The 22,943-nt window shown below is 64.9% G+C and carries 20 protein-coding genes; 7 read left to right on the top strand and 13 right to left on the bottom strand.

The genetic code is table 11. From position 1 onward, the window contains the following. From FXB41_RS07865 to FXB41_RS07835, 7 genes are all read left to right on the top strand, one after another. Window positions 1-885, top strand: a complete 885-nt coding sequence (locus FXB41_RS07865) for an intradiol ring-cleavage dioxygenase (RefSeq protein WP_219681068.1) — start codon at window positions 1-3, stop codon at window positions 883-885. 53 nt (window positions 886-938) lie between these two features. Then, window positions 939-2,333 (top strand): FAD-linked oxidase C-terminal domain-containing protein, encoded by a 1,395-nt coding sequence (locus FXB41_RS07860; RefSeq protein ID WP_219681067.1) that lies wholly within the window; start codon window positions 939-941, stop codon window positions 2,331-2,333. Next, window positions 2,330-3,856, top strand: coding sequence for a sugar ABC transporter ATP-binding protein (locus FXB41_RS07855; RefSeq protein WP_007593075.1), 1,527 nt, complete (start codon window positions 2,330-2,332; stop codon window positions 3,854-3,856). The genes FXB41_RS07860 and FXB41_RS07855 overlap by 4 nt, the downstream gene beginning before the upstream one ends. Beyond that, the gene (locus FXB41_RS07850; RefSeq protein WP_007593077.1) at window positions 3,849-4,799 is read left to right on the top strand and encodes an ABC transporter permease; all 951 of its coding nucleotides are present in this window, start codon (window positions 3,849-3,851) and stop codon (window positions 4,797-4,799) included. Before FXB41_RS07855 ends, FXB41_RS07850 begins: the two co-directional genes overlap by 8 nt. Then, entirely contained in the window at window positions 4,796-5,773 is a 978-nt protein-coding gene (locus FXB41_RS07845; RefSeq protein ID WP_219681066.1) for an ABC transporter permease, read from the top strand. The genes FXB41_RS07850 and FXB41_RS07845 overlap by 4 nt, the downstream gene beginning before the upstream one ends. Before the next feature lie 42 nt (window positions 5,774-5,815). After that, window positions 5,816-6,790, top strand: coding sequence for a sugar ABC transporter substrate-binding protein (locus tag FXB41_RS07840; RefSeq protein WP_027517121.1), 975 nt, complete (start codon window positions 5,816-5,818; stop codon window positions 6,788-6,790). Between the two features lie 80 nt (window positions 6,791-6,870). Then, complete coding sequence (locus FXB41_RS07835; RefSeq protein ID WP_219681065.1) at window positions 6,871-7,158, top strand: YciI family protein; 288 nt, start codon at window positions 6,871-6,873, stop codon at window positions 7,156-7,158. Window positions 7,159-7,337: 179 nt separating this feature from the next. Here FXB41_RS07835 and FXB41_RS07830 read toward each other — a convergent pair whose 3' ends face one another. From FXB41_RS07830 to hydA, 13 genes are all read right to left on the bottom strand, one after another. Further along, entirely contained in the window at window positions 7,338-8,330 is a 993-nt protein-coding gene (locus tag FXB41_RS07830) for an ABC transporter ATP-binding protein (RefSeq protein ID WP_007593084.1), read from the bottom strand. Then, window positions 8,327-9,316, bottom strand: a complete 990-nt coding sequence (locus tag FXB41_RS07825) for an ABC transporter ATP-binding protein (RefSeq protein ID WP_007593086.1) — start codon at window positions 9,314-9,316, stop codon at window positions 8,327-8,329. Before FXB41_RS07825 ends, FXB41_RS07830 begins: the two co-directional genes overlap by 4 nt. Before the next feature lie 19 nt (window positions 9,317-9,335). Further along, on the bottom strand, window positions 9,336-10,259 hold the full coding sequence (locus FXB41_RS07820; RefSeq protein ID WP_007593091.1) for an ABC transporter permease: 924 nt from the start codon (window positions 10,257-10,259) through the stop codon (window positions 9,336-9,338). Further along, window positions 10,256-11,197 carry an ABC transporter permease gene (locus FXB41_RS07815; RefSeq protein ID WP_219681064.1) on the bottom strand — a complete coding sequence of 314 codons (942 nt, stop codon included), beginning with the start codon at window positions 11,195-11,197 and terminating at the stop codon, window positions 10,256-10,258. The genes FXB41_RS07820 and FXB41_RS07815 overlap by 4 nt, the downstream gene beginning before the upstream one ends. Before the next feature lie 17 nt (window positions 11,198-11,214). Next, entirely contained in the window at window positions 11,215-12,816 is a 1,602-nt protein-coding gene (locus FXB41_RS07810; protein WP_219681063.1) for an ABC transporter substrate-binding protein, read from the bottom strand. Between the two features lie 141 nt (window positions 12,817-12,957). Beyond that, window positions 12,958-14,628 carry a nickel ABC transporter ATP-binding protein NikE gene (nikE, locus tag FXB41_RS07805; RefSeq protein ID WP_007593097.1) on the bottom strand — a complete coding sequence of 557 codons (1,671 nt, stop codon included), beginning with the start codon at window positions 14,626-14,628 and terminating at the stop codon, window positions 12,958-12,960. Next, a complete protein-coding gene (locus FXB41_RS07800; RefSeq protein WP_007608569.1) occupies window positions 14,625-15,473 on the bottom strand; it encodes an ABC transporter permease in 849 nt (282 codons plus the stop codon). The genes nikE and FXB41_RS07800 overlap by 4 nt, the downstream gene beginning before the upstream one ends. Then, the gene (locus FXB41_RS07795; protein ID WP_007593101.1) at window positions 15,470-16,504 is read right to left on the bottom strand and encodes an ABC transporter permease; all 1,035 of its coding nucleotides are present in this window, start codon (window positions 16,502-16,504) and stop codon (window positions 15,470-15,472) included. The genes FXB41_RS07800 and FXB41_RS07795 overlap by 4 nt, the downstream gene beginning before the upstream one ends. Before the next feature lie 41 nt (window positions 16,505-16,545). Continuing rightward, on the bottom strand, window positions 16,546-18,165 hold the full coding sequence (locus tag FXB41_RS07790; protein ID WP_219681062.1) for an ABC transporter substrate-binding protein: 1,620 nt from the start codon (window positions 18,163-18,165) through the stop codon (window positions 16,546-16,548). 119 nt (window positions 18,166-18,284) lie between these two features. Then, window positions 18,285-19,721, bottom strand: coding sequence for an NAD(P)-binding domain-containing protein (locus FXB41_RS07785; RefSeq protein ID WP_219681061.1), 1,437 nt, complete (start codon window positions 19,719-19,721; stop codon window positions 18,285-18,287). Continuing rightward, entirely contained in the window at window positions 19,718-20,467 is a 750-nt protein-coding gene (locus FXB41_RS07780; protein WP_219681060.1) for an SDR family oxidoreductase, read from the bottom strand. Before FXB41_RS07780 ends, FXB41_RS07785 begins: the two co-directional genes overlap by 4 nt. After that, a complete protein-coding gene (locus tag FXB41_RS07775) occupies window positions 20,467-21,441 on the bottom strand; it encodes an NAD-dependent epimerase/dehydratase family protein (protein ID WP_219681059.1) in 975 nt (324 codons plus the stop codon). The genes FXB41_RS07780 and FXB41_RS07775 overlap by 1 nt, the downstream gene beginning before the upstream one ends. A 16-nt stretch (window positions 21,442-21,457) precedes the next feature. Beyond that, complete coding sequence (gene hydA / locus FXB41_RS07770) at window positions 21,458-22,927, bottom strand: dihydropyrimidinase (RefSeq protein WP_219681058.1); 1,470 nt, start codon at window positions 22,925-22,927, stop codon at window positions 21,458-21,460. Window positions 22,928-22,943 lie beyond the last annotated feature (16 nt).

Here is a 22,943-nt window from a genome sequence, read left to right as displayed (position 1 = left end):
ATGCGCAATTTCAACGAGAACACCATCACCGACGCCGTGCTGGAGCGGATCGCGGGCGCAACCGATCCGCGCATCAAGCAGGTCAGCGAAGCGCTGGTGCGCCACCTTCATGCCTTTGTCCGCGAGGTGCGGCCGACCCAGAAGGAATGGGAATACGGCATCGACTTCCTGACCCGCACCGGCCAGATGTGCGACGACAAGCGCCAGGAGTTCATCCTGCTGTCGGACGCGCTCGGCGTCTCCATGCTGGTCGACGCCATCAACCATCCAGTGCCGGAAGGCGCGACCGAAACCACGGTGCTCGGTCCGTTCTTCGTGCAGGCCTCGCCCGAGAAAGACAACGGCGCTGACATCTCCGGCCCGATGGAGGGCGATCCGATGCTCGTCACCGGCTCGGTGTCGACTGTCGACGGACGGCCGCTCGCGGACGCGGTCGTCGACGTCTGGCATTCCGACGACGACGGCTATTACGACGTGCAGCAGCTCGACAAGATCGGCGACCTCGCGATGCGGGCGCGCTTCCACGCCGACCAGAATGGCCGATTCAATTTCTGGTCGATCAAGCCGGCCGCCTATCCGATCCCGCATGACGGCACGGTCGGCGACATGCTGGCGGTCCAGAGCCGCCATCCCTGGCGCCCGGCGCATGTGCATTTCATGATCTCGGCGCCCGGCTTCGAGCAACTCGTGACCCATGTGTTCGTGGCCGGCGACCAGTATCTCGACAGCGACGTGGTGTTCGGCGTCAAGGACAGCCTGATCCGCGAATTTGTGCGGTGCCCGCCAGGTCGTGCGCCCGATGGTCGCATGGTGGACAGCGAGTATTTTCATCTCAACTATGATTTCGGCCTGAAGCAGGTCGCAAGCAGCGCAAGAGCCGCCTAAGCTGAACGACGGCGGACCAACAAGAGTCCGGCAGGGCAAGACAGGGAGCAAGGATGGGACCACGGGTCAGCACGGGCATATTGGCCGATCGCCTCACAGGCTTGATCGGCCCGCGCGCGAGCGTCGCGCGTGGCGTGCTCGATCAGCATGGGCAGAGCGAGTCACATTATCGCAGCCTGCCGCCAGACATCGTCGTATTCCCTGAAACCACGCAGGAGGTCGCGGAGATCGTCAAGCTATGCGCGGGCGCGAACATGCCCATCGTTCCGTTCGGCGCCGGGACCTCGCTCGAAGGCAATGCGGCCGCGGTCGCGGGCGGAGTCTGCTTCGACTTCGCACGTATGAACAAGGTGCTGACGGTGCACGAGAGCGACATGGACGTCGTGGTCCAGCCCGGCATCACGCGAAAGCAGCTCAATGCGGCGCTGCGCGGCACTGGACTTTTCTTTCCGATCGATCCCGGTGCTGACGCCTCGATCGGCGGCATGACGTCCACGCGCGCCTCCGGCACCATGGCGGTGCGCTACGGCACCATGAAGGACAATGTCATCGCGCTGGAGGTGGTGCTGGCGGACGGCCGCGTGATCCGGACCGCCCGGCGCGCGCGCAAGTCGGCCGCCGGTTACGACCTGACGCGCATGTTCGTCGGCGCCGAGGGCACGCTCGGTGTCATCACCGAGATCACGCTCAAGGTGCATCCCGTGCCGCAGGCGATCTCGGCCGCGGTCTGCAGCTTCGACACCCTGCAGGACGCCGTGGACACCGCGATCTCCGTGATCCAGTCCGCGATCCCCGTGGCGCGCATCGAGCTGCTCGACGACGTCATGATGCGCGGCATCAACGCCTATGCGAAGCTCGGCTATCGCGAAGCCCCGACCTTGTTCTTCGAATTCCATGGTTCTGAGACTTCCGTCGCCGAGCAGGCCGAGGCCGCACAGGCCATTGCCGCCGACCATGGCGGCCATGGCTTTGCCTGGGCGAAGGCACCGGAGGATCACAGCCGTCTCTGGCACGCCCGCGACAACACGCTCTATGCCGGCCTGGACCTCCGCCCCGGCGCGCGTGCCGTGATCACCGATGTCTGCGTGCCGATCTCGCGACTGGCGGAATGCCTCACGGAGACCCGGCGCGACGCGGACGGGCGCGGGTTCATCGCGCCGATCGTCGGCCACGTCGGCGACGGCAATTTCCACATGCTGATCCTGATTGACCCGGCAAGGCCGGAGGAAGTCGAAGGCGCCAAGGCGCTCCAGGCCCGCATGGTCGCCCGCGCGATTGCCATGGACGGCACCTGCACCGGCGAGCACGGCATCGGGCTCGGCAAGATCGATTATCTCGCTGATGAACTCGGCGAGGCCGTCGATGTGATGCGATCGATCAAGACCGCGCTCGACCCCAAGGGCCTGATGAATCCCGGAAAGATCTTTGCAAGCGGAGCGCAGGCATGAGCACCGCCGCATTGGCCGTCGAGCCCTCCTCGCCTGTCCCGCTCCTCGAGCTGCGCGGCATCAGCAAGGAGTTTCCTGGCGTCAAGGCGCTGGATGACGTGTCCTTTGCCGTCTTCCCCGGCGAAGTCCATATGCTGCTGGGCGAGAACGGCGCCGGCAAGTCGAGCCTGATGAAGGTGCTCTGCGGGGCCTATCGCGCCGATGCCGGCGAGTTCTACTTCAAGGGCGAGCCGGTCGCGATCAACTCGGCCGCAGACGCGCAGAAGCTCGGCATCGCCGTGATCTTCCAGGAATTCTCGCTGGTCCCCCATCTCGATATCGCCCAGAACATTTTTCTCGGCCGCGAGCCGAAGGGCCGCATCCCCGGCACCATCGACCGCCGCAAGATTTTGGCCGACGCCGCGCGCGTGCTTGGCACGATCGGCTTTGACATCGACCCGTCAACCATCGTCGACAAGTTAGGGGTGGCGCAGCAGCAGATGGTCGAGATCGCCAAAGCGATCAGCCAGAACGCCCGCATCCTCGTGATGGACGAACCGACCGCAGCACTGTCCGATCGCGAGACCGAGCTGCTGTTCGCGCTAATCGCGCGGCTGAAGGCCGACGGCGTCTCCATCGTCTACATCTCGCACCGCATGGCGGAGGTGTTCGCGCTCGGAGACCGCATCACCGTGCTGCGCGACGGTCGTCGCATCGACGGCGTTCGCCCGGCCGACGTCACGCCGGACCAGCTCGTCCGCATGATGGTCGGCCGCAATGTCGACATGACCTACCCGCGCAATTTTGCCGACGAACCCGGCGAAGTGCTGCTCGAGGTCAAGGGCCTGAGCGCCTCCACCGGAATCTCGGACATCAACATCGAGGTGCGGCGGGGCGAGATCGTCGGCCTGTGTGGCCTGGTCGGCTCCGGTCGTAGCGAGGTCGCGCGCGCGATCTTCGGGGCCGATCCCGTGACATCAGGCGAGATCGTCTTCGACGGCAAGACTATCTCCGGCGAGCCTGATCTTGCCGCCCGCTGCGGCATTGCGCTGATCCCGGAGAGCCGCAAGAGCGAGGGCCTCGCACTGTTGCGGTCGGTGGGGGACAATCTGGTGGTGTCGGCGCTGCGAAAGCTGTTTCCGAGCGGTCTGTTCGATCAACGCAGCGCGCAGCGCACTGCCGACGGCCTGATCCGGCAGTTGCGCATTGCGACGCCCAGCGCGCGCCAGACCGTCGGTCTGCTCTCCGGCGGCAATCAGCAGAAGGTCGTGATCGGGAAGTGGCTCGCTGCCGGCTCGAAGCTCTTCATCTTCGACGAGCCGACCCGGGGCATCGACATCGGCGCCAAGGCCGAAATCTTCGCCCTGATCGACCGACTTGTCGCTGAAGGCGCGGCCGCGCTGATGATCTCGTCCGAACAGGTCGAGATCTGCCATGTCTGCGACCGCGCCTATGTGATGCGCGAGGGGCGTGTCGCCGGGCACCTCGCGCGCAACGAGCTGACGGAGGAGAACATCGTGCGACTGGGGATGCATCATGCGTGAGGCCGCAGTCGTCTCTCAACCCAATCCATTGCAACGCATTCCCGGCGTTGCCATCGTGCTGGTGCTGCTGATCGCGCTGTTCAGCACGATCGCGCCCGGTTTTCTGTCGGTCGCCAACCTCTCCAACGTGCTGGTGCAGTCGACGATCCTGACCATGCTCGCGCTGCCGATGACCTTGATCATCATGACCGAGGGGCTGGACCTGTCGATGGGCGCGGTGCTGACCCTGACCTCGCTCTGCGTCGCCATCGTCTCGCTCGCCACCCACTCGATGTCGCTCGGCCTCGGTGCCGGGCTTCTCGTCGGCACAGCCTTCGGCTTCGCCAACGGCTGGCTGGTCGCCATCGTGGGCATCCCACCTTTCGTCGCGACCTTGGGCACGCTTGGCATGGCGCAAGGCCTGTCACTGATCGTCAGCGACGGCCAGAGCGTGGTCGGCATCCCCCACAGCGTACGCGACATCTATTCGGCGACGCTGCTGGGCGTTCCCGTGCCGATCGTGATGGCGCTGGTGACCTATGCAACGTTTCACGGCCTGCTCTATCACACCCGTTTCGGCACCTACATCTTCGCGCTCGGCGGCAACCGGGAGGCGCTGCGCTATGCCGGCCTGTCACCCAACCGTCTGCTGATCATGGTCTATGCGATCGGTGGCGCGATGGCCGGCATTGCCGGCCTGCTGATGACGGCGCGGATGAATTCCGGTCACCCGACGGCCGGCCTCGGTCTCGAATTCGATGCGATCGCGGCCGTCGCCGTCGGCGGCACGTCGTTCGAGCGCGGCAATGGCTGGCTGCTCGGCACCGTGCTCGGCGTGCTCTCGGTGGGCGTGCTGCGCAACGGGCTGAACCTGATCTCGCTGCCGTCCTCGGTGCAGGTCGCAAGCGTCGGCGTGCTCGTCATCGTCGCGCTGTTCCTCGACGGGCTCAGGAGCCGCGCATGACCGACATCAGCAAAGAGGCCATCGCGCCGCCGCGCTCGTTCCTGTCGCAGGATGCGATCCAATTGTTCTATCGCCTGCTTGCGGCGCTGCTGATCTGTGCGGTGCTTGCCGTGCTCAGCGATTCCTTCCTGAGCCTCGGCAACATCCTCAATGTGCTCAGGCAGGCGAGCCTGACCTTCTTCATCGCCTCCGGCCTGACCCTGGTGGTGCTGACCGCGGGCCTCGATCTCTCCGTCGGCGCCAATGTCGCGCTGTCCGCCTGCATCGCCGGGACCGTGATCCACAAGACCGGCTCGCCGGCGCTTGGCATCCTCACCGGGCTTGCCTGCGGCGGCATCGTCGGCCTGCTCAACGGCGTCATGGTCACCGCGCTTCGTATCCCCTCCTTCATCGCCACCTACGGCATGCTCTGGGTGCTGAACGGCCTCACCTACTGGTACATGGCGGGCGAAACCCTTCACGGCTTTCCGGCAGGCTTCCGCCAGATCGGCAGCGGCTATCTGTTCGGCCTGCCGATCCCGGTCTACCTGCTGCTGGTGTTCCTCGGGATCGGAACACTGTTTGCGCAGCGAACGATCTGGGGCCAGGAGATCTATGCGATCGGCGCCAATCCGGTCGCGGCACGACTCTCCGGCATTCCGGTCGCGCGCCGCCTGCTGCTGGTCTACGCCGTCTCCGGCACCATGGCGGGGCTCGCCTCGATCATCTTCCTGTCGCGGCTCAATTCGGCCGAGGCTGACATCGGCGAAAGCCTGACGCTGCCCGCGATCGCCGCCGTTCTGATCGGCGGCACCTCGCTGTTCGGTGGCGTCGGCACGGTGTTCGGCACCTTCATCGGCGCACTGATCCTGACGCTGGTGCTGAACGGCATGAACCTCTTGTCGGTCAGCGCCAACTGGCAGCCGCTGGTCACCGGCATCATCGTCATTCTCGCGGTCTGGCTCGACATGAAGACCCGCCGCCGCACGCAATGAGTTCTTGAACGACCAACAAGCAAAACGAGGGATGGAGGCAACATGAAACAGACACTGGGTTATTTGGCGCTGCCGCTGCTGATGGCGGCCGCGCTCACCACGCAAGCGCGAGCCGACGGCGAGACCATCGCCGTCTTCACCAAGAACCAGACCAACCCGTTCTTCCAGACCGTGCGGGTCGGCGCCGACAACATGGCGAAGACGCTGAACGCGAAGACGCTGCAGTACATCCCGACCAAGCCCGACAGCATTCCCGAGCAGCTCAGCCAGATCGAGGACGTCGTGGTGAAGAAGCCGAGCGCCATCGTCTTCACGCCGGTCGACTACAAGGCGATGGTGCCGGGTGTCGAGAAGATCAACGAAGCCAAGATCCCCGTCGTCAACATCACCGACCGCTCGGCCGGCGGCAAGTTCCTCTCCTTCGTCGGCGCCGACGATTACAGCCTCGGGCTCGAGACCGCGCGCTTCCTGCTCAAGACGCTGGGCGGCAAGGGCAACATCGTCATCATCGAGGGCGTCAAGGGCTCGCTGACCAATGTCGACCGCGTCCGCGGCTTCAACGACGCGCTGAAGGAAAACGCCGGCGCAAAACTGCTGGCCTCGCAGCCCGGAAATTACCAGCGGCTTCAGGCGCTCCAGGTGATGGAGAATCTGATGCAGTCGAACGCGCAGATCGACGGCGTGCTCGCCGCCAATGACGCCATGGCCGTCGGTGCGATCGAGGCGCTCGACGGCGCCAACCGCAAGGCGCAGGTGATCGGCATCAACGGCACCAAGGAAGCGATCGACGCGATCAAGTCCGGCAAGCTGCTCGCGAGCGGCGACTACAACGGATTTTTTCAGGGATGCCTTGGCACCATGATGGCGATCCGCTCCCTGCGCAACCAGCCCGTCATTGCCGAGATCGTGCTGAAGCCGACCGTGATCACCAAGGACAATTACCAGCCGTTCGACGTGCCGCTGGAGCAACGGAGCTGCCCGACTTTCGAGGAAGCCAGCAAGCTCGGCGGCAAGTAACCAGGCGCACCCATCACGACAAGCCCGGACGGCCGCAGCCGCGGCCGTCCCAAGAAACGGACGCATAAACGGAGACCATCATGCTGTTCGCCATTCACGCCCTCGACCGCGCCGGCGCGCTGCCGATCCGGCTCGCCAATTACGACGCCCACAAGGCTTTCCTGAGCGACACCTCGCGCTTCGGCGTCGAGATCGTGATGTCGGGACCGCTGGTCTCCGACGACGGCGCGACCATGATCGGCAGCCTGTTCCTGATCGAGGCGCCTGGCCGCAGCGAGGTCGAGGCTTTCAACCGAGCCGATCCGTTTGCGGCGGCCGACATCTGGGACAAGGTCACGATCACGGGCTTCCTGCGCCGCCAAGGCTGAAAGGCGGCTCAACAAAAACGCGAAAACAACCCCATGCACAGTAAGAACGGGGTTGTTTTTACACATGAATTTTCGTCGCAAACGTCTTTGACTCGTCGGGCAGAACAGGAGCGGAGTGCCATCCTTGCCCGATTGTCGCCCCTACGCCTCGATCCAGAGCTTCGCCGCGGCCCCAACGGCTAGCCGCTCGCCACCGCGGCACCTTCTTCGAGATGACAGGCCACCCACTGCTCGGGGCCGGCCGCGCGCAATGTCGGCTCCTCGGTCCGGCAGCGATCGAACACGAGCGGGCAACGGGTGTGGAAGCGGCACCCGCTCGGCGGGTTGATCGGACTCGGCACGTCGCCCTTGAGGATGATCGGATTGCGCTGGGCCCCCGGCTCCGGCAGCGGGACCGCCGAGAGCAGCGCCTTGGTGTAAGGATGCTTTGGCGCGGCGAAGATCTCGTAGCGCGGCGCCACCTCGACGATCTTGCCGAGATACATGACCGCGACGCGATGGGTCATGTGCTCGACGATCGCGAGGTCGTGGCTGATGAACAGCAGCGCCAGGCCGAACTCGCGCTGGAGATCCTGCAGCAGATTGACGATCTGGGCCTTGACCGAGACGTCGAGCGCCGAGACCGCCTCGTCGCAGACGATCAGCTCGGGCTCGGCGGCGAGCGCCCGCGCGATGCCGATGCGCTGGCGCTGGCCGCCGGAAAATTCATGCGGCCTGCGGTTCAACGCCTCGCGCGGCAGGCGCACGGTGTCCATCAGCGCGGTCACGCGGGTCTCGAGGTCGATTGCGGATTTGGCGAGGCCGAAATTGCGGATCGGCTCGGCCAGGATGTCGCGCACGCGCATGCGCGGATTGAGGCTCGAGAACGGGTCCTGGAACACCACCTGCACACGGCGGCGCATCTGGCGCATCGTGCTCGGATGGGCGTCGTCGATGCGCTGGCCGTCGAGGATGACCTGCCCCGACGTGATGTCGAACAGTCGCAGGATCGCACGGCCGACCGTCGATTTGCCGCAACCGGACTCGCCGACCAGAGAGAGCGTCTCGCCGCGCGCGATCTCGAACGACACGCCGTCCACCGCATAGACCCATTCGGACTTGCGGCTGAACAGGCCCTTTTTAACCGGGAAGTGCTTCTTGAGGTCGTTGACCTGGAGCAGCGGGGGACTCATGCCGCGACCGCTCCCTTGGCCGCATAGTGGCAGGCCGCGACGTGACGTGGCCCCTTCTCTTCGAGCCCCGGCGCGTACTGCCGGCAGAGATCGGTCGCGAGCGCGCAACGTCCGGCGAAGACGCAGCCGACGATGGGCTTGCGCAGATCAGGCACCTGCCCCGGAATTTCAGCCAGCCGTCTCGCGGTGCCGGTCAGCGACGAGCCGAGCCGCGGCACTGCGCCGAGCAGGCCCTGCGTATAGGGATGACGCGGCGATCGGAACAGTTCCGCCACCGGCGCCTCCTCGACCTTGCGGCCGGCATACATGACCATGACGCGCTCGGCGATCTCGGCGACCACGCCGAGATCGTGGGTGATCAGGATGATCGCTGCGCCAACCCGGTGCTTGAGGTCCAGCATCAATTTCAGGATCTGCGCCTGGATCGTCACGTCGAGCGCGGTGGTCGGCTCGTCGGCAATGAGAAGCTTTGGATTGCAGGCGAGTGCAATGGCGATCATGACACGCTGGCGCATGCCGCCGGAGAGCTGATGCGGATATTCGCGCACGCGACGCTTCGGCTCTGGAATGCCGACCAGAATCAACATCTCGATGGCGTGCGCCTCTGCGGCCTGCTTGTCCAGGCCCTGGTGGATCATCAGCGTCTCGCGGATTTGACGCCCGACGGTCAGGACCGGGTTGAGGCTGGTCATCGGCTCCTGAAAAATCATCGAGATGTCGTTGCCGCGGATCGCGCGCATCTCGCGGTCGGACATTTGCAGCAGGTCCTTGCCCGCGAAGCGGATGCTGCCGGCGATCCTTCCCGGCGGTTCCGGGATCAGCCGCATCAGCGACATCGAGGTCACCGACTTGCCGCAGCCGGACTCACCGACGATCGCGAGCGTCTCGCCCTCGTTGACATGGAACGACACGCCTTCAACCGCGCGGTTGATGCCGCTGGGCGTCCGGAAGTGGGTCTGGAGGTTCTCAACTTCGAGCAGCGCCATCGTGATCAGCCCCTTGACATCAGAGGCTCTTGGCCATGCGCGGATCGAGCGCATCGCGAAGGCCGTCGCCGAGCAGGTTCACGGCAAGCACGGTGACGGACAGGAAGGCCGCCGGAAAGAACACGATGTAGGGTTTGACCTGCCACAGCGCCCGCCCCTCGGCCATGATGTTGCCCCAGGACGGAATGGTCGGCGGCGTACCAGCGCCGATGAAGGACAGGATCGCCTCGGTGATCATCGCGCTGGCACAAATGTAAGTCGCCTGGATCAGCATCGGCGCCAGCGTGTTGGGCAGGATATGGCGCAGGATGATCATCGGTGTGCGCGTGCCGCAGGCCACTGCCGCATCCACGTAGGGCTGCTCGCGCAGCGAGAGCACGACGCTGCGCACGAGGCGGGAGACGCGCGGGATTTCGGCGACGGTGATCGCGAGAATGACGTTGCCGACGCTGCCGCGTGTCAGCGCCATCAGCGCGATCGCCAGCAGGATCGGCGGGATCGACATCAGGCCGTCCATGAAGCGCATCAAGATGCCGTCGGCCCAGCGGATGAAGCCGGAGACGATGCCGATGGCGAGACCGGCCGCGGAGGCGAAGATCGCAACGGACAAGCCGACCGTGAGCGAGACCCGCGCGCCGAACAGCACGCGTGAATAGATGTCACGGCCGAGAACGTCGGTGCCAAACCAGTAAAGCGCCGACGGTGCGCGGGTCCGCTTGGCCGGCGCAAGTGCGGTCGGATCCACCGTTCCAAGATAAGGCGCAAAGATCGCGATCAGGACGAGCAACAGCAGCAACGTGCCGCCAATGGCAACGGTGGGATGGCCGCGCAGCAGCCCGACGAAGCCGCGCCGGATCGTAACCGGCCGGAGGATCTCAGGCAGTTGCGGCGCGAGGACGAAGCCCGCCGGCAGCGCTTGCGGATTGACGGTCGTATCGGTCAATAGCGGATCCTCGGGTCAACGAGCGTATAAATGACGTCGATCATCAGATTGACGAGGACGTAGACGAAGCTGAACAGCAGCACGATGCCCTGGATTACGGGATAATCGCGGCGCAGGATCGCGTCGATCGTGAGCCGGCCGAGGCCGGGAATCGCGAAAACGCTTTCCGTGACGACCGCGCCGCCGATCAGCAGCGCGATGCCGATGCCGATCACCGTGACGATCGGCACCGCCGCGTTCTTCAGCGCATGGACGAACAGGATGCCGCCCTGTCCGAGGCCCTTGGCGCGCGCGGTGCGGATATAATCCTGCTGCAATACTTCGAGCATGGTGGCGCGCGTGATACGGGCGATCAGCGCGATGTAGACACAGCCGAGCGCGATCGCCGGCAGGATCAGGTTTTGCAGCCAGGGCCAGACGCCCTGGGCGCGCGGCGTATAGCCTTGCACCGGAAGCCATTCGAGCTCCAGCGCGAAGACGTAGGCGAGGACATAGCCGACGACGAAGACCGGCAGGGAGAAGCCGAACACGGCAAAGGCCATGATGGCCCGGTCGATCAGGCTTCCCGCCTTCCAGGCCGCCAGCACGCCAAGCGGCACCGCGACCACGATCGTGAGCAGGAGCGTGACCATCATCAGCGACAGCGTCGGCCCGAGACGCTGCCCGATCATGGTCGAGACCGGCAGATTGGTGAAGATCGAGGTGCCGAGATCGCCGTGCAGAATGCGCCAGACCCAACTGCCGAACTGGATCAGGAAGGGTCGATCGAGGCCGAGGCTCTGACGGATACGCTCCACATCCTCCGGACTTGCCTGATCGCCTGCGATCACCACGGCGGGATCTCCCGGCGCGATGTAGAGCAGGCTGAACACGAACAGCGCGACGATGGCCATCACTGGCAAGGTCGAGGCGATACGCCGGAGGATGTAGGATAGCATCTGGCTTCAGCGCAAGGTCATGCGGATTTCGACACGCCCCAGAAGAACGGCAGCGGCCCCTTTGTGATGCCGGAGACGTTTTTGCGCCAGGCCGTGTAGCTGAGGAAGAAGCCGGTCGGCGCGTAGACGACGTCCTCGAGCGCGACCTTGTTGAGACGAGCGACCGCGGCCTTCTCCTCGTCGAGGCCCTTGGCCTCGAACCAGGACGTGACCTCCTTTTCCGTGCCGGGGCTGTTCGGCCAGCCGAACCAGGCCTTGTCGCCGTTGGCGCGAATGGCGGTATAGGGCGCCGGATTGATGCAGTCCGAACCCGCATGCCAGGTGTGGAACATGTTCCAGCCGCCCTGTCCGGGCGGCGTCTTTTGCGCGCGACGCGAGCCGACCGTGCCCCAATCGGTCGCGACGAAGTCGACATTCATGCCGAGCTTCTTCAAGAGATCGGCGGTCACATCGCCGAACGCCTTGGTGATCGGCTGGTCCTGCGCCACCAGGCAGGTCACCGGCTGGCCGGAATAACCGCTCTCGGCGAGCAGCTTCTTGGCAGCGTCAAGATCGCGCTTGCCCTTGAGGACCTCGCCGCCCGCCTCGGTGTAGAGCGGCGTATCCGGTGTGAAGAAGCCGGGCAGCGACTTCCACAGCGAATTGTCGTCACCGACGAGCGCGCGCATATAGTCTTCCTGGCTCATCGCCATCAGCACTGCGCGCCGCGCCCGCACGTCGTTGAAGGGCGGATACAGGAAGTTCATGCGGAACGAGCCGACATTGCCGAGCGGATCGCCGATGTCGACGCTGATGTTCTTGTTGTTCTTGAGGACCGGGACGAGATCGGCGATGGGGTTCTCCCACCAGTCGATCTCGCCGTTTTGCAACGCGGCCGCGGCGGTCGCCGGATCCGGCATCACGATCCATTCGACGCGGTCGAGCAGCATCTGCTTGCCGCCGGCGAGCCACGACGCCTTCTCCTGCCGCGGTACATAGTCGGCAAACTTCTCGAACACGGCTTTCGCGCCGGGGACCCACTCGCCCTTGGCAAACTTCATCGGCCCCGAGCCGACATAATCGCCGATCTGCTTGAACGGGTCGGTCTGCGCGATGCGCTCCGGCATGATGAAGGCGCAGGGCGAGTTGTTCTTGCCAAGCGCATAGAGCATCTTCGGGAACGGCTGCTTCAGCACCCATTTGAAAGTGCGATCGTCGACAGCAGTGAGTTCCTGCTGCAGTGCCTTGAGCATCAGCCCCATCGGATCGCGCGCCGCCCAGCGGGTGAGACTCGCAACGACGTCCTTGCTCCGCACCGGCTCGCCGTCGTGGAATTTGAGGCCCGGCCGCAATTTGAACGTCCAGGTGGTGCCGTCGTCGGTCACTTCCTCGGACTCGACCATCTGCCGCTGCGGCTGGAGCGCGGAATCGACGCCGTAGAGCGTATCCCAGACCAGCGCGGCGGCATTGCGCACGACATATTGCGTGCCCCAGATCGGGTCGAAATTGGCGAGGTTTGCCTGCGGCACGAAGCGCAGGGTGCGCGCGGAGGCGCCTTGTGCGATCGCCGGGGCCGAGAGGCCGCTCAATGCCAGACCGCCCGCGCCGGCAAGTCCCTTCAATACGGTCCTGCGATCCATGAAATCCTCCCAATAGTGCCGTGATGCCGGCCATCGTTGACCAAGAACAGGTGAAACCAGAGCTCATTGGCGTGCAAATGGTATGCCACTAACCGGACCTTCGCCAGCGGGATATCCGCACCATTTGGGCCGGGCGAGACCTCAAAGCGCAGCCGCCAGCACTGGCCCGGTCTCGATATGCGGAATCGCCTCGACGAGCTTGCGCGTGTAGTCGGTCTTGGGATTGTCGAACAGCGCCCGGCTCTCGCCCTGCTCCACGATGCCGCCATTGCGCAGCACGATAGTGCGATCGCAAAGCATGCGCACCACGTTGAGATCGTGGCTGACGAACAGCAGCGCGATGTCGTTCTCGCGCCTGAGACGATCGAGCAGTTGCAGCACCACGGCCTGCACGGAGACGTCGAGCGCGGCGGTCGGCTCGTCCAGCACCAGGAGCCGCGGCCGGCAGGCGATGGCGCGCGCGATGCCGACGCGCGCCTTCTGGCCGCCGGAGAGCTGATGCGGAAAGCGCGGCAACAGATCCAGCTGCAGCCCCACACGCTCGGCGCAATCCTCCACCCGCTTGCGCAGCGCATCGCCCCCACGCATACGATCGAGCCGCATCAGCGGATGGGCAATGCAATCGAAGGCGGTGAAGCGCGGATTGAGGCTCTCGTTCGGGTCCTGGAACACCATCTGGATGTCCTTGCGGAAGCGCGAGCGGTGAAAGTCGCGCGATGCCACATGGCCGATCGACTGCCCGTCGAACACGATCTCGCCCTCGCTCGGATCGATCAGGCGGCAGATCATGCGCGACGTCGTGCTCTTGCCGGAGCCGGATTCGCCGACGAGGCCGACGCTCTCGCCGCCGGCCATCGTCATGGAGAAGTCCGCCACCGCCGCAGCGCCCTCGTCGAAGCGTTTTGCGAGCTTGCGCACCTCCAGCAGCGGCGGAGTCCCGTGAACGGGCTCCTGCCTGGGCCTGCTGACGACAGCCGCGTAGCCTTCCCGCTCCTCTTCCGTTACGAGGTCCGCGATCCCGGAGGTCGCGGTCGGCGACGCCGCCACCAGACGCCGGGTATAGGCGTGCTGCGGTGCGCCGAACAGCGTCCTGGGGCTAGCCTCTTCGACGATACGGCCGCGCTCCATCACCGCGATACGGCGACAATATCGCGCCGCTAACCCGAGATCGTGCGTGATCAGGACCGTCGCCATGCCGCGCGCGGCGGCAATCTCCGCCAAAAGGTCCATCACCACCTTCTGCGTGGTGACGTCGAGCCCGGTCGTCGGCTCATCGGCGATCAAGAGCGCGGGATTGCAGGAGATCGCGATCGCGATCATCACGCGCTGGCACATGCCGCCGGAGAGCTCGTGCGGATAGGCGTTCATCCGCGTCTCGGGGTCGCGGATCTGGACGGCGCGCAACAGCTCCAGCGCCTCGGCGCGGGCGGCGTCCTTCGATATCCGCTTGTGCGTGAGGATCGCGTCCGCGATCTGCAGGCCGATCGCGCGGATCGGGTTGAGCGCCGCCCGCGGGTTCTGGAAGATCATCGACATCGCGGCGCCCTGGAGCTGCCGGAGATCGTCGCCCCTGAGTTTTGTCACGTCCTGGCCGCGAAACAGGATTTTTCCGCCGGTGACGCGCCCGGCCGGATCCAGGAGCCGCGTCGTCGCAAAGCCGGTGACCGACTTGCCCGATCCGCTTTCGCCGACGAGGCCAAGCATCTCGCCGGCCTCGACCTTGAGCGTCACGCCGCGCACGGCCTCGACCATTCCGCGCCGCGTCGAGAACGAAACGTGGAGATCGTCGATCCTGAGCAAGTCCTCGCTCATGTGCGCATGCGCGGATCGAGAATGTCCCGCATCCCGTCACCGAGGAGGTTGAAGCACAGCACGGCCATCATCAACGCGAGGCCCGGAAAGGCCACCAGCCACCACCGCCCGGTCGAGATGAAGCGGGCGCCCTCCGCGACCATGATGCCCCATTCCGGTGTCGGCGGCTTGACGCCAAGGCCAATGAAGGACAAGCCGGCGGCGTTCAGGATCGCCCAGCCGAGGTTGAGCGAGATCTGCACCGCCATCGCCGGCAGGATGTTCGGCAGCAGGAAGCGCAGCACCACCGAGAAATGGCTCTCGCCACAGGAACGCGCCGCCTCCACCCAGCCGACATTGCGCCGGACGTTGACCTCGGCGCGCGCGAAGCGGATGTAGAACGGCAGATTGATGATCGCGGTCGCAATCACAATGTTCTCGATCCGGTTGCCGAGCGCCGCAACCATCGCCATGGCCAGAACGAACAGCGGAAAGGCCATCATGACGTCGACGAAGCGGCCGACCGAACGGTCGAGCCTGCCGCCGGCATAGCCGCAGAAAGAGCCGACGACGGCGCCGATCACGAAGGAGATGCCGACCGCCGAGACCGCGATGGCAAGGTCGAGGCGTGCCGCAACGACGAGGCGGCTGAACACGTCGCGCCCGAGCTGGTCGGTGCCGGCAAGATGCGCCGCGCTCGGCGGTTGCAGGGCCTCCGAGACATTGGAGACGACGGGATCATAGGGCACCAGCCACGGTCCGAAGATCGCGACCAGGACAAACAGCAGGACACCCGCCGCGGCGACACCGGTCAGCGGGTTGCCGCGCAAAATCCAGACCGAATGGCGGAGGGTTGCGCTGGTCATCCGATCGACACCCTGGGATCGGCGATACCGTAGCAGATGTCGACGACGAGATTGACCAGCACGAAGATGCCAGCCATCAGCAAGACGAAACCCTGCACCGGCGCATAGTCGGACGATAGCAGCGCGTCGAGCGCGTAGGAGGCAACGCCCGGCCAGGAGAACACCTTCTCCACCAGGACATTGGCGCCAAGCATGGTCGAGAACACGATGCCGGCAATGGTGATGACGGGCAGGATCGCATTACGCAGCGCATAGGTGACGACGACCTTCTGCCAGGACAATCCGACCGAGCGCGCCGTGCGCACGAAATCGCTGCCGAGCGAGACCAGCATCGAGGCACGCGTGATCCGCGCCAGCGGCGCGATCACGAACAGGGCCATGCTCAGCGCAGGCAGGATCAGCTGCTTGCAGGCCGCCCACCAGCCCTCGATGTCTCCCGCGAGCAGGAAATCGATCGACAGGAATCCGGTGCGCTGCGGCGGCAGCGAGGTGAAGACGTCGATCCGCCCGGTCGGATCAGGCGCAAGACCGAGCAGATAGTAGAACACATAGATCAGCAGCAGGCCCGAGACGAAGGTCGGCACGCAGACACCGAGCGCGCAGAACAGCCGCACGCCGTGATCGACCAGCGATCCCGGCTTCAAGGCTGCGACCACGCCGAGTGGCACCGCCGCGATCAGCGCGATCAGGAGCGCCGTGAAGGTCAACTCCAGCGAGGCCGGCAGCCGTTCGCGCAGATCCTTCAGGACCGGCTGTCCCGTCATCATGGAGCGGCCGAGATTGCCGCGGCCGATATCGGACAGATAGAACACGAGCTGCTCCGGCACCGACTTGTCGAGCCCCATCTGCTTGCGGATCTGCTCGATCTCCTCCTTGCCGGCATTGGGCCCAGAGGCGAAGAACACCGCGGGATCTCCGGGGAGGACCCGCATCAGGAGAAAGGTGAAGACCAGCACGCCGAACAACGCCGGCAGCGACGACAAAAGCCGCCTCCCCGCCCGCGCCACCGTCGCACCAAGACCGGTCATCACCTTTCAGAGCCTCCGTCTGCGGACATCACTTTTCAGTCAAATTACTTGCGGCTGACGTCGCGATAATCGACCTGACGATGGAATTCGTAGGTATAGCCCTCGATCGAGGCCGCCATTACGGCGTCCTGGTTCGGCTGCCACAGCGGGATCTGCGGCATCTCGCTGAAATGGATCGCGTTGAGCTTGCGGCCATCCTCCTCGTACTTGGCCTTGTCGGGCTCGAAGCGCGCTTCCTGCGCGATCGTCGCCAGTTCCGGATTGTTGATCGAGCTGTAGTTCCAGCGCTGATTGCCGGTGTAGAAATTGCGGTAGAAGTAATCGGTCGAGGGCAGCCAGGCGACGATGCCTTCCGTGAACAGGGGCAGCTTCTTCTCGTTGATCTGCGTCGACATCTGCGCATCCGGCAGCTTCTGGATGTCGACTTTGATCCCGATCTTGGCAAGCGATTCCTTCACGAGAGCCGCCATCGGCTCCGCGGTCGAGGCCTGGCCGACGTTGAAGCTGAAGGTGGTTGAAAAACCCTCCGGGAGGCCGGCGGCTTTCAGATATTCCCTCGCTTTGTCGAGATCGGTCTTCACCGGCGCCTGGAACGGATAGATGCCGTTCAGCGGCTTGCCATCCGGCCAATTCGCACCGAACAGCGGCGCGCCGCGACCGAACAGGGCAGCCTTGAACATATCCTCATAGGGCAGCGCGAAGGCGACGGCTCTGCGCACATTGACGTTGTCGAAGGGCGGGATCTGGTTGTTCATCGAGACGAAGGTGATCGAATTGTACTGCGGCGTCGAGATCACCTTGAGCTTGCCCTTGGCCTCGAGCGATTGCACGTCGCTGGCCTGGAGATCGACGACGAGGTCGGCGTCGCCGCGCTCGACAAGATTGGCGCGGGTCGCGGGCTCCGGCACGGACTGCACGATCACGCGCTTGAAGAAGGCCGGCTTGTTGGGCGAGCCGCGGTTCCAGTCCTCGTTGCGCTTGATGATCACCTGCTCGCCGGGCTTGAAGCTCTCGATCACATAGGCACCGCTGCCGGCAGTGTGCTCCTTCAGCCAAGCGGTGGCCCAGGGATCTTCTGGGGTCGCGTGCTCCTTGGCGACCTTCGAGTTGATGATCAGCGGGTAGACCGTCGCGAGATTCGGCAGCGCGAGCTTGTCGGGCTTCGGCAGCGTCACTTCGATCGTGAGGGGATCGATCACCTTGAACTGGTCGGCCGACGTCAGTGATCCCGTCAGCAACTGTGCCTTGCCGAGGATCGGCGCGGTGACGCAGCGATCGAGAGACCATTTCACGTCCTCGGCGGTCACGGGCGAGCCGTCCTGGAACTTGGCATCCTTGCGCAGACGGAACGTCAGCTTCAGTCCATCCGGGCTGACGTCGTAGGATTCGGCGAGCTCGCCGGTGATCTTGTCGAGATCGAACACCCATTTGCCGTTGAGCTGCTTGCGGCCGAACGCCACCAGGCGGTCGTAGGTGCTCATGCTCAGCGCGAAGGATTCGCGCGTCGAGCCCGGGATGTTGGGATCGAGCGTGTTGACGGATGCGCCGGTGACATAGCGCAACGTCTCGGCCCTGGTTTGCGCTTGCGAAGGCGCAGTGGCGATGAGCAACAACGCGGTGGTGGCGAGCACGGAGGATGCCGACCTGAAAGACACAAAACGCATTGGTTTTCCCCAAAGATCTCGACAAGAACGCCGACAGGACAGGTTAAGAAAGAAGCAAGTTGCGCGCCAGTCTCATGATGCGCTGTTGTGGACGCTTTGTCGCGGCGGCGCATGGACGATCATCGCGATTCTTCCATTTTTCGCGCTGGCCGCGTGACCACGGCCTGCGGCACGTCATAGGCGCGAAGCGAGGCCCAGTGCCGTTCGACATCGGCGCGGAACAGGCCGCGCGTCAGGCCATTCACCAGCTTCGGCACCGCGGTCGTCATCGCGTTGATCGACGATCCCGACGGGCCAAAACTCATGGTGGAGGCGATGGCGAAGAGATGGATGTTCGAGATCCACGGCGTCTCGCCCGCGACGCGCTCGGTGAAGGCGTAATCGTCGGCGAGATAGGGAAAGCGGCCGAGCCGCGCGTTGCGCTCGGTCTCCGGGGGCTGGTAGCGGTCGGCCCAGATTGCGATATTGCCGGCAAATGCGCGCAGCTCGCCACGGCCGGCAAAATCCATGTCGATGCCGGTGCCGCAGATGACGAAATCCGCAGGTATGGCGCCGCGCGGCGTTTGCAACTCAATACCCTTGCCGGTCTCGCGTGCGGCCTCAAGCGGCGCGCCCTCGTGCAATGTGAAATTGGCGTGATTTGCGCAGCGATCGTAAGTCGCCTGCGGAAAGCCTTCGCGCATCTCGAGGATGGTGCGCATGAAGCGCCAGCGCCAGGCATCGTCGAGATCGCTGAGATGCCGGAGGAAGCCGCGAAAGGTCAGCCAGCGATAGGGCTGGATTACCTGGATCTGTGCGCGGCGGCATAGCAGGTGTACCTCTGCGGCGCCGGCTTCCAGCGCGGTTGCCGCGTTGTCGAAGGCAGATGCGCCGGCGCCGATCACGGCGACGCGCTTGCCGCGGAGGTTTTCGAAATCGATATCGTCGTCGACTGTTGCGACCGAGCTCATCGGCAGATGGCTCAGCGGCTCGGGGATCATCCAGTTCCCCATTCCCTCCTGCCCCGTCGCCAGCACGATCTTGCGCGCATGGAGCGTCTCGACGCCATCGCCACGCTTCACGCGTGCGGCCAGCAACCCGTCTGCGGCCGGCCGGATTTCCAGGAGCTCGCAGCCGTTGCGCACGGGCAGGCCGATCGTGCGCCGTAGCCAGAGCAGATACTCAGCCCAGTGCCCGCGCGGGATCAGGTCGAGTGTCTGCCAGCTCTCCTTGCCGAAGCGGGCTTCGTGCCAGGACTGATAGGTCAGGCTCGGGATATCGAGGTCAGGACCGGTATAATCCTTTGGGCTGCGCAGCGTCGGCATGCGGGCATAGGTGAGCCACGGGCCTTCCATCCCCTCCTCGGCCTTGTCGAGCAGCAGGATGTTGCTGACGCGGGAGCGCATCAAGCCGAAGCCGATGGCGATGCCGGATTGGCCGGCGCCGATCACGAGCACATCCAGCGCCGGCTTGCCGTCCGGTCCCGTCTTCGGTTCGAGCCAGGCGACACCGGGATGCGCGATCCGCGCGATATCGGCGCGAACGTCAGCTTCGAGCTCTGTCAGTGTATCGCTCATGCCGCGAGCCAGCCTCCGTCGACCACCATCACGGTGCCGGTGGTAAATGAGGACGCATCGCTTGCGAGATGCAGCGCCGCTTGCGCGATCTCCTCGGCCTGACCGAACCGCTTCATGGCATGGCGATTGCGGGAGGTTTCGCGCACCTCGTCCGCATTGGCGTGACGGGCAAAGCTGCGGCGAAGCATGGGCGTCTCGATCGCACCGGGCGCAATCGCGTTGACGCGAATGCCGTCGGTTGCGAAATCCACCGCCATCGTCCGCGTCAGGCTGATAATCGCGCCCTTGGCCGCAATATAGGCGGTGTTGCCCTTGCCGCCGGCAATCGCAAGCTGCGATGCCAGCGTAATGATCGAGCCACTGTTCTGCCGCTGCATCTGCGGCACGGCCGCCCGCGCCCACAGCCAGGTGCCACCGACATTGGTGCGGAACACCGCATCCCAATCTTCGGGACTGGTGGTCAGCACCGTGCCGCCGCAGGAAAAGCCCGCGGCGGTCATCAGGATATCGAGCCGGCCGTGCCGGGCCACGACATCGCCGACTACGGTCTCGGCAAAACTGGCATCGCCGGCGTCACCGACATAGGTCGTTGCCTCGCCCACCAGGATCAGCGTCTCCTCAAGCCCCGCGGCATCGCGATCGACCAGAGCGAGATGCGCGCCTTCGTCGGCAAACAGCTTCGCGCTGGCGCGGCCGATGCCGGAGCCTGCGCCCGTAATGATGGCCGTGCGCCCCTGCAGCCGCATCAGAGACTCTCCTTGTGCTGCGTCCACCAGGCGCTCATGGCTGCGGCGGACTCGGTACACCCGAACCGCGCGCGCCAGCCGAATTCATCCGCCATCCGGTTCACCGACAGCGGCGCACGATAGGGCCCATGCAGCTTGATGATGGTTTTCTCGCCGGGCGCCGCGAGCCGGCACTCCAGGCCGGGATGCAACGCCGCAAAGGCCTCGCCCCATTGCAGCGCCGGCCATAGCGCGCCACTGGAGATGTTGTAGAGCCGATGGCGCGGCCGCTCGGCTTCGATCAGCAGTGCGACGGCCTCGGCCGCATCCGGCGCGTAGATCCAGTCCCTCATGCCCGCTTCAGGCATGATCGCCGGCTCGCCGCGCGCGAATGCCGCCAGAATCTGGAACTGGAGGCTTGGCGTGTCGCGCACGGAGCTCGGTCGCTCCCACGGCCCGAACAGGGCGCTCAGCCGTACACTCAGGAAATCGCCGCCGAAGAGCTCGGCGTGACGCGCAACCGATCGCTCCGATGTGAACTTGCTGATGGCGTAGAACGAGACCGGATCGCAAGGCGTGTCCTCGTCCAGAATCGCGACCCGCGCACCCGCAGCACCGTAGGCCGATGCCGAGGAGAGATTGACGACGCGACGAACGCCATGCCGGATAGCAGAGAGCAGGATCGGGATCTGCGCCATCACATTGATCTCGAGAACGCGCGCGGTCGATGCCCTCTCCAGTTCATCACCGGCGGTGATGGCCGCCCCGAGCACGATCGCATCAACGCCTTCGGCGATCAGGGCATCGATGGCATCTGCGTCGGTGATATCGCCCTGCACGGCTTTGAGCCGGGCGCCGTAGTCGGCAAGAGATCGCCGCGCGGATGGTGGCAACTCTGCGCGGTCATAAAGCGTGACGTCGTGGCCGCGCGCGAGTAGCGCCTCCGCAACATTGAGGCCGACAAAGCCGGTACCGCCGAAGATGACGATCTTCATCGCGCGCGATCCACCGTCACAGGAGTTTTGCCCCAAAATTCCGTTCCGGGTCCATGTCGGCGACGAGCCGCCCCGTCGGCTTGGCCGCCTCGCCCCCGCTGCGGGCCAGGAACTGTCCGCTGCCAGCGCTCGCGAGGCACTTGTTGCCGTCGATGATCACCCGGCCACGCGACAGCACCGACACCGGCCAGCCCTTCAGCTTGCGACCGGCAAAAGGCGTGTAGCCGGCGAGATCATGCATCATCTCGTCGGCGATCACGGTCTCGCGATTGGGATCCCAGATCGCGATATCGGCATCGGCTCCGACTGCGATCGAGCCCTTGCGCGGATGCAGATTGTAGATCTTGGCCGGCGCCGTCGAAGTCAGCTCGACGAACTTTTCCAGGCCCAGCCGTCCTTTTGACACCATCGCGTCGAACAGCAGCGGCAGTCGCAGCTCCAGTCCCGGCAGGCCGTTCGCGACCTGCTTGAAGTTCGGATTGGGACCGGCGCGCAGCTTGCCGGTCTCGTCGTAGCGATACGGCGCGTGATCCGACGAGATGGTCTGGAGATCGCCCAGCGATAGTGCCTGCCACAGCGCTTCCTGATCCGAATGCGTGCGGGGCGGCGGGCTGCACATCCATTTCGCGCCTTCCGCCCCGGGCTTGTCGAGATCGGCAGCGGTCAGGAACAGGTATTGCGGACACGTCTCAGCAAACACCTTGAGCCCCTGCCCGCGGGAATCGCGGATGACCTTGGCGCCCTCGGCGGTCGAGACATGGAAGATCATGATGGGCTGGTCGATTAGCGCCGCCATGCCGATCAACCGGGTGAAGGCCTCCGCCTCCGACACGCGGGCGTGGCTGACGGCGTGGTATTTCGGCATCGTGTAGCCGCGCGCGAGCAGGCGCTTCACCATCCAGGCGATGATGCCGTGGTTTTCGGCATGGGCGCACAACATCGCGCCGGACTGCCGCGCGGCGAGGAGGACGTCCAGCAGCGGCTCGTCGTCGACCTTGAGCCGGTCATAGGTCATGAAAATCTTGATCGAGGCATGGCCCTGCTTCACCAGCGTCGGAATATGCTCCTCGACCGTTTCCCTGGTCGCATCGGCGATGATCATGTGAAAGGCGTAGTCGATCACGGCGCCCTTCTTCGCCAGCGCGTGATAATCCTCCACCACCTGCGGCAGCTTCATGCCGACGTGCTGGGCGGCGAAAGGAATCACCGTGGTCGTACCGCCAAAAGCGGCCGAGACGGTCGCGCTCTCGAAGGTGTCGGCGTTCATGATGCCGGCAGCGGACAATTGCTCGATATGGGCGTGGCTGTCGACGCCGCCTGGCAGCACCAGCTTGCCGCGCGCGTCGATCTCGCGCTTCGCTGGCGGAAGCCCGCGGCCGATAGCGGCGATGGTCTCGCCGGAGATCGCGACGTCGGCCTCGAACACGTCGGTCGTGGTGGCGACGCGGCCGCCGCGGATGATCAGGTCGTAAACTGGTTCAGTCATGAGGCACTCCGTGATA

It is taken from the genome of Bradyrhizobium canariense (genome assembly GCF_019402665.1).
GTDB lineage: Bacteria > Pseudomonadota > Alphaproteobacteria > Rhizobiales > Xanthobacteraceae > Bradyrhizobium > Bradyrhizobium canariense.
This window is presented reverse-complemented; position numbering and strand designations above follow the sequence as displayed.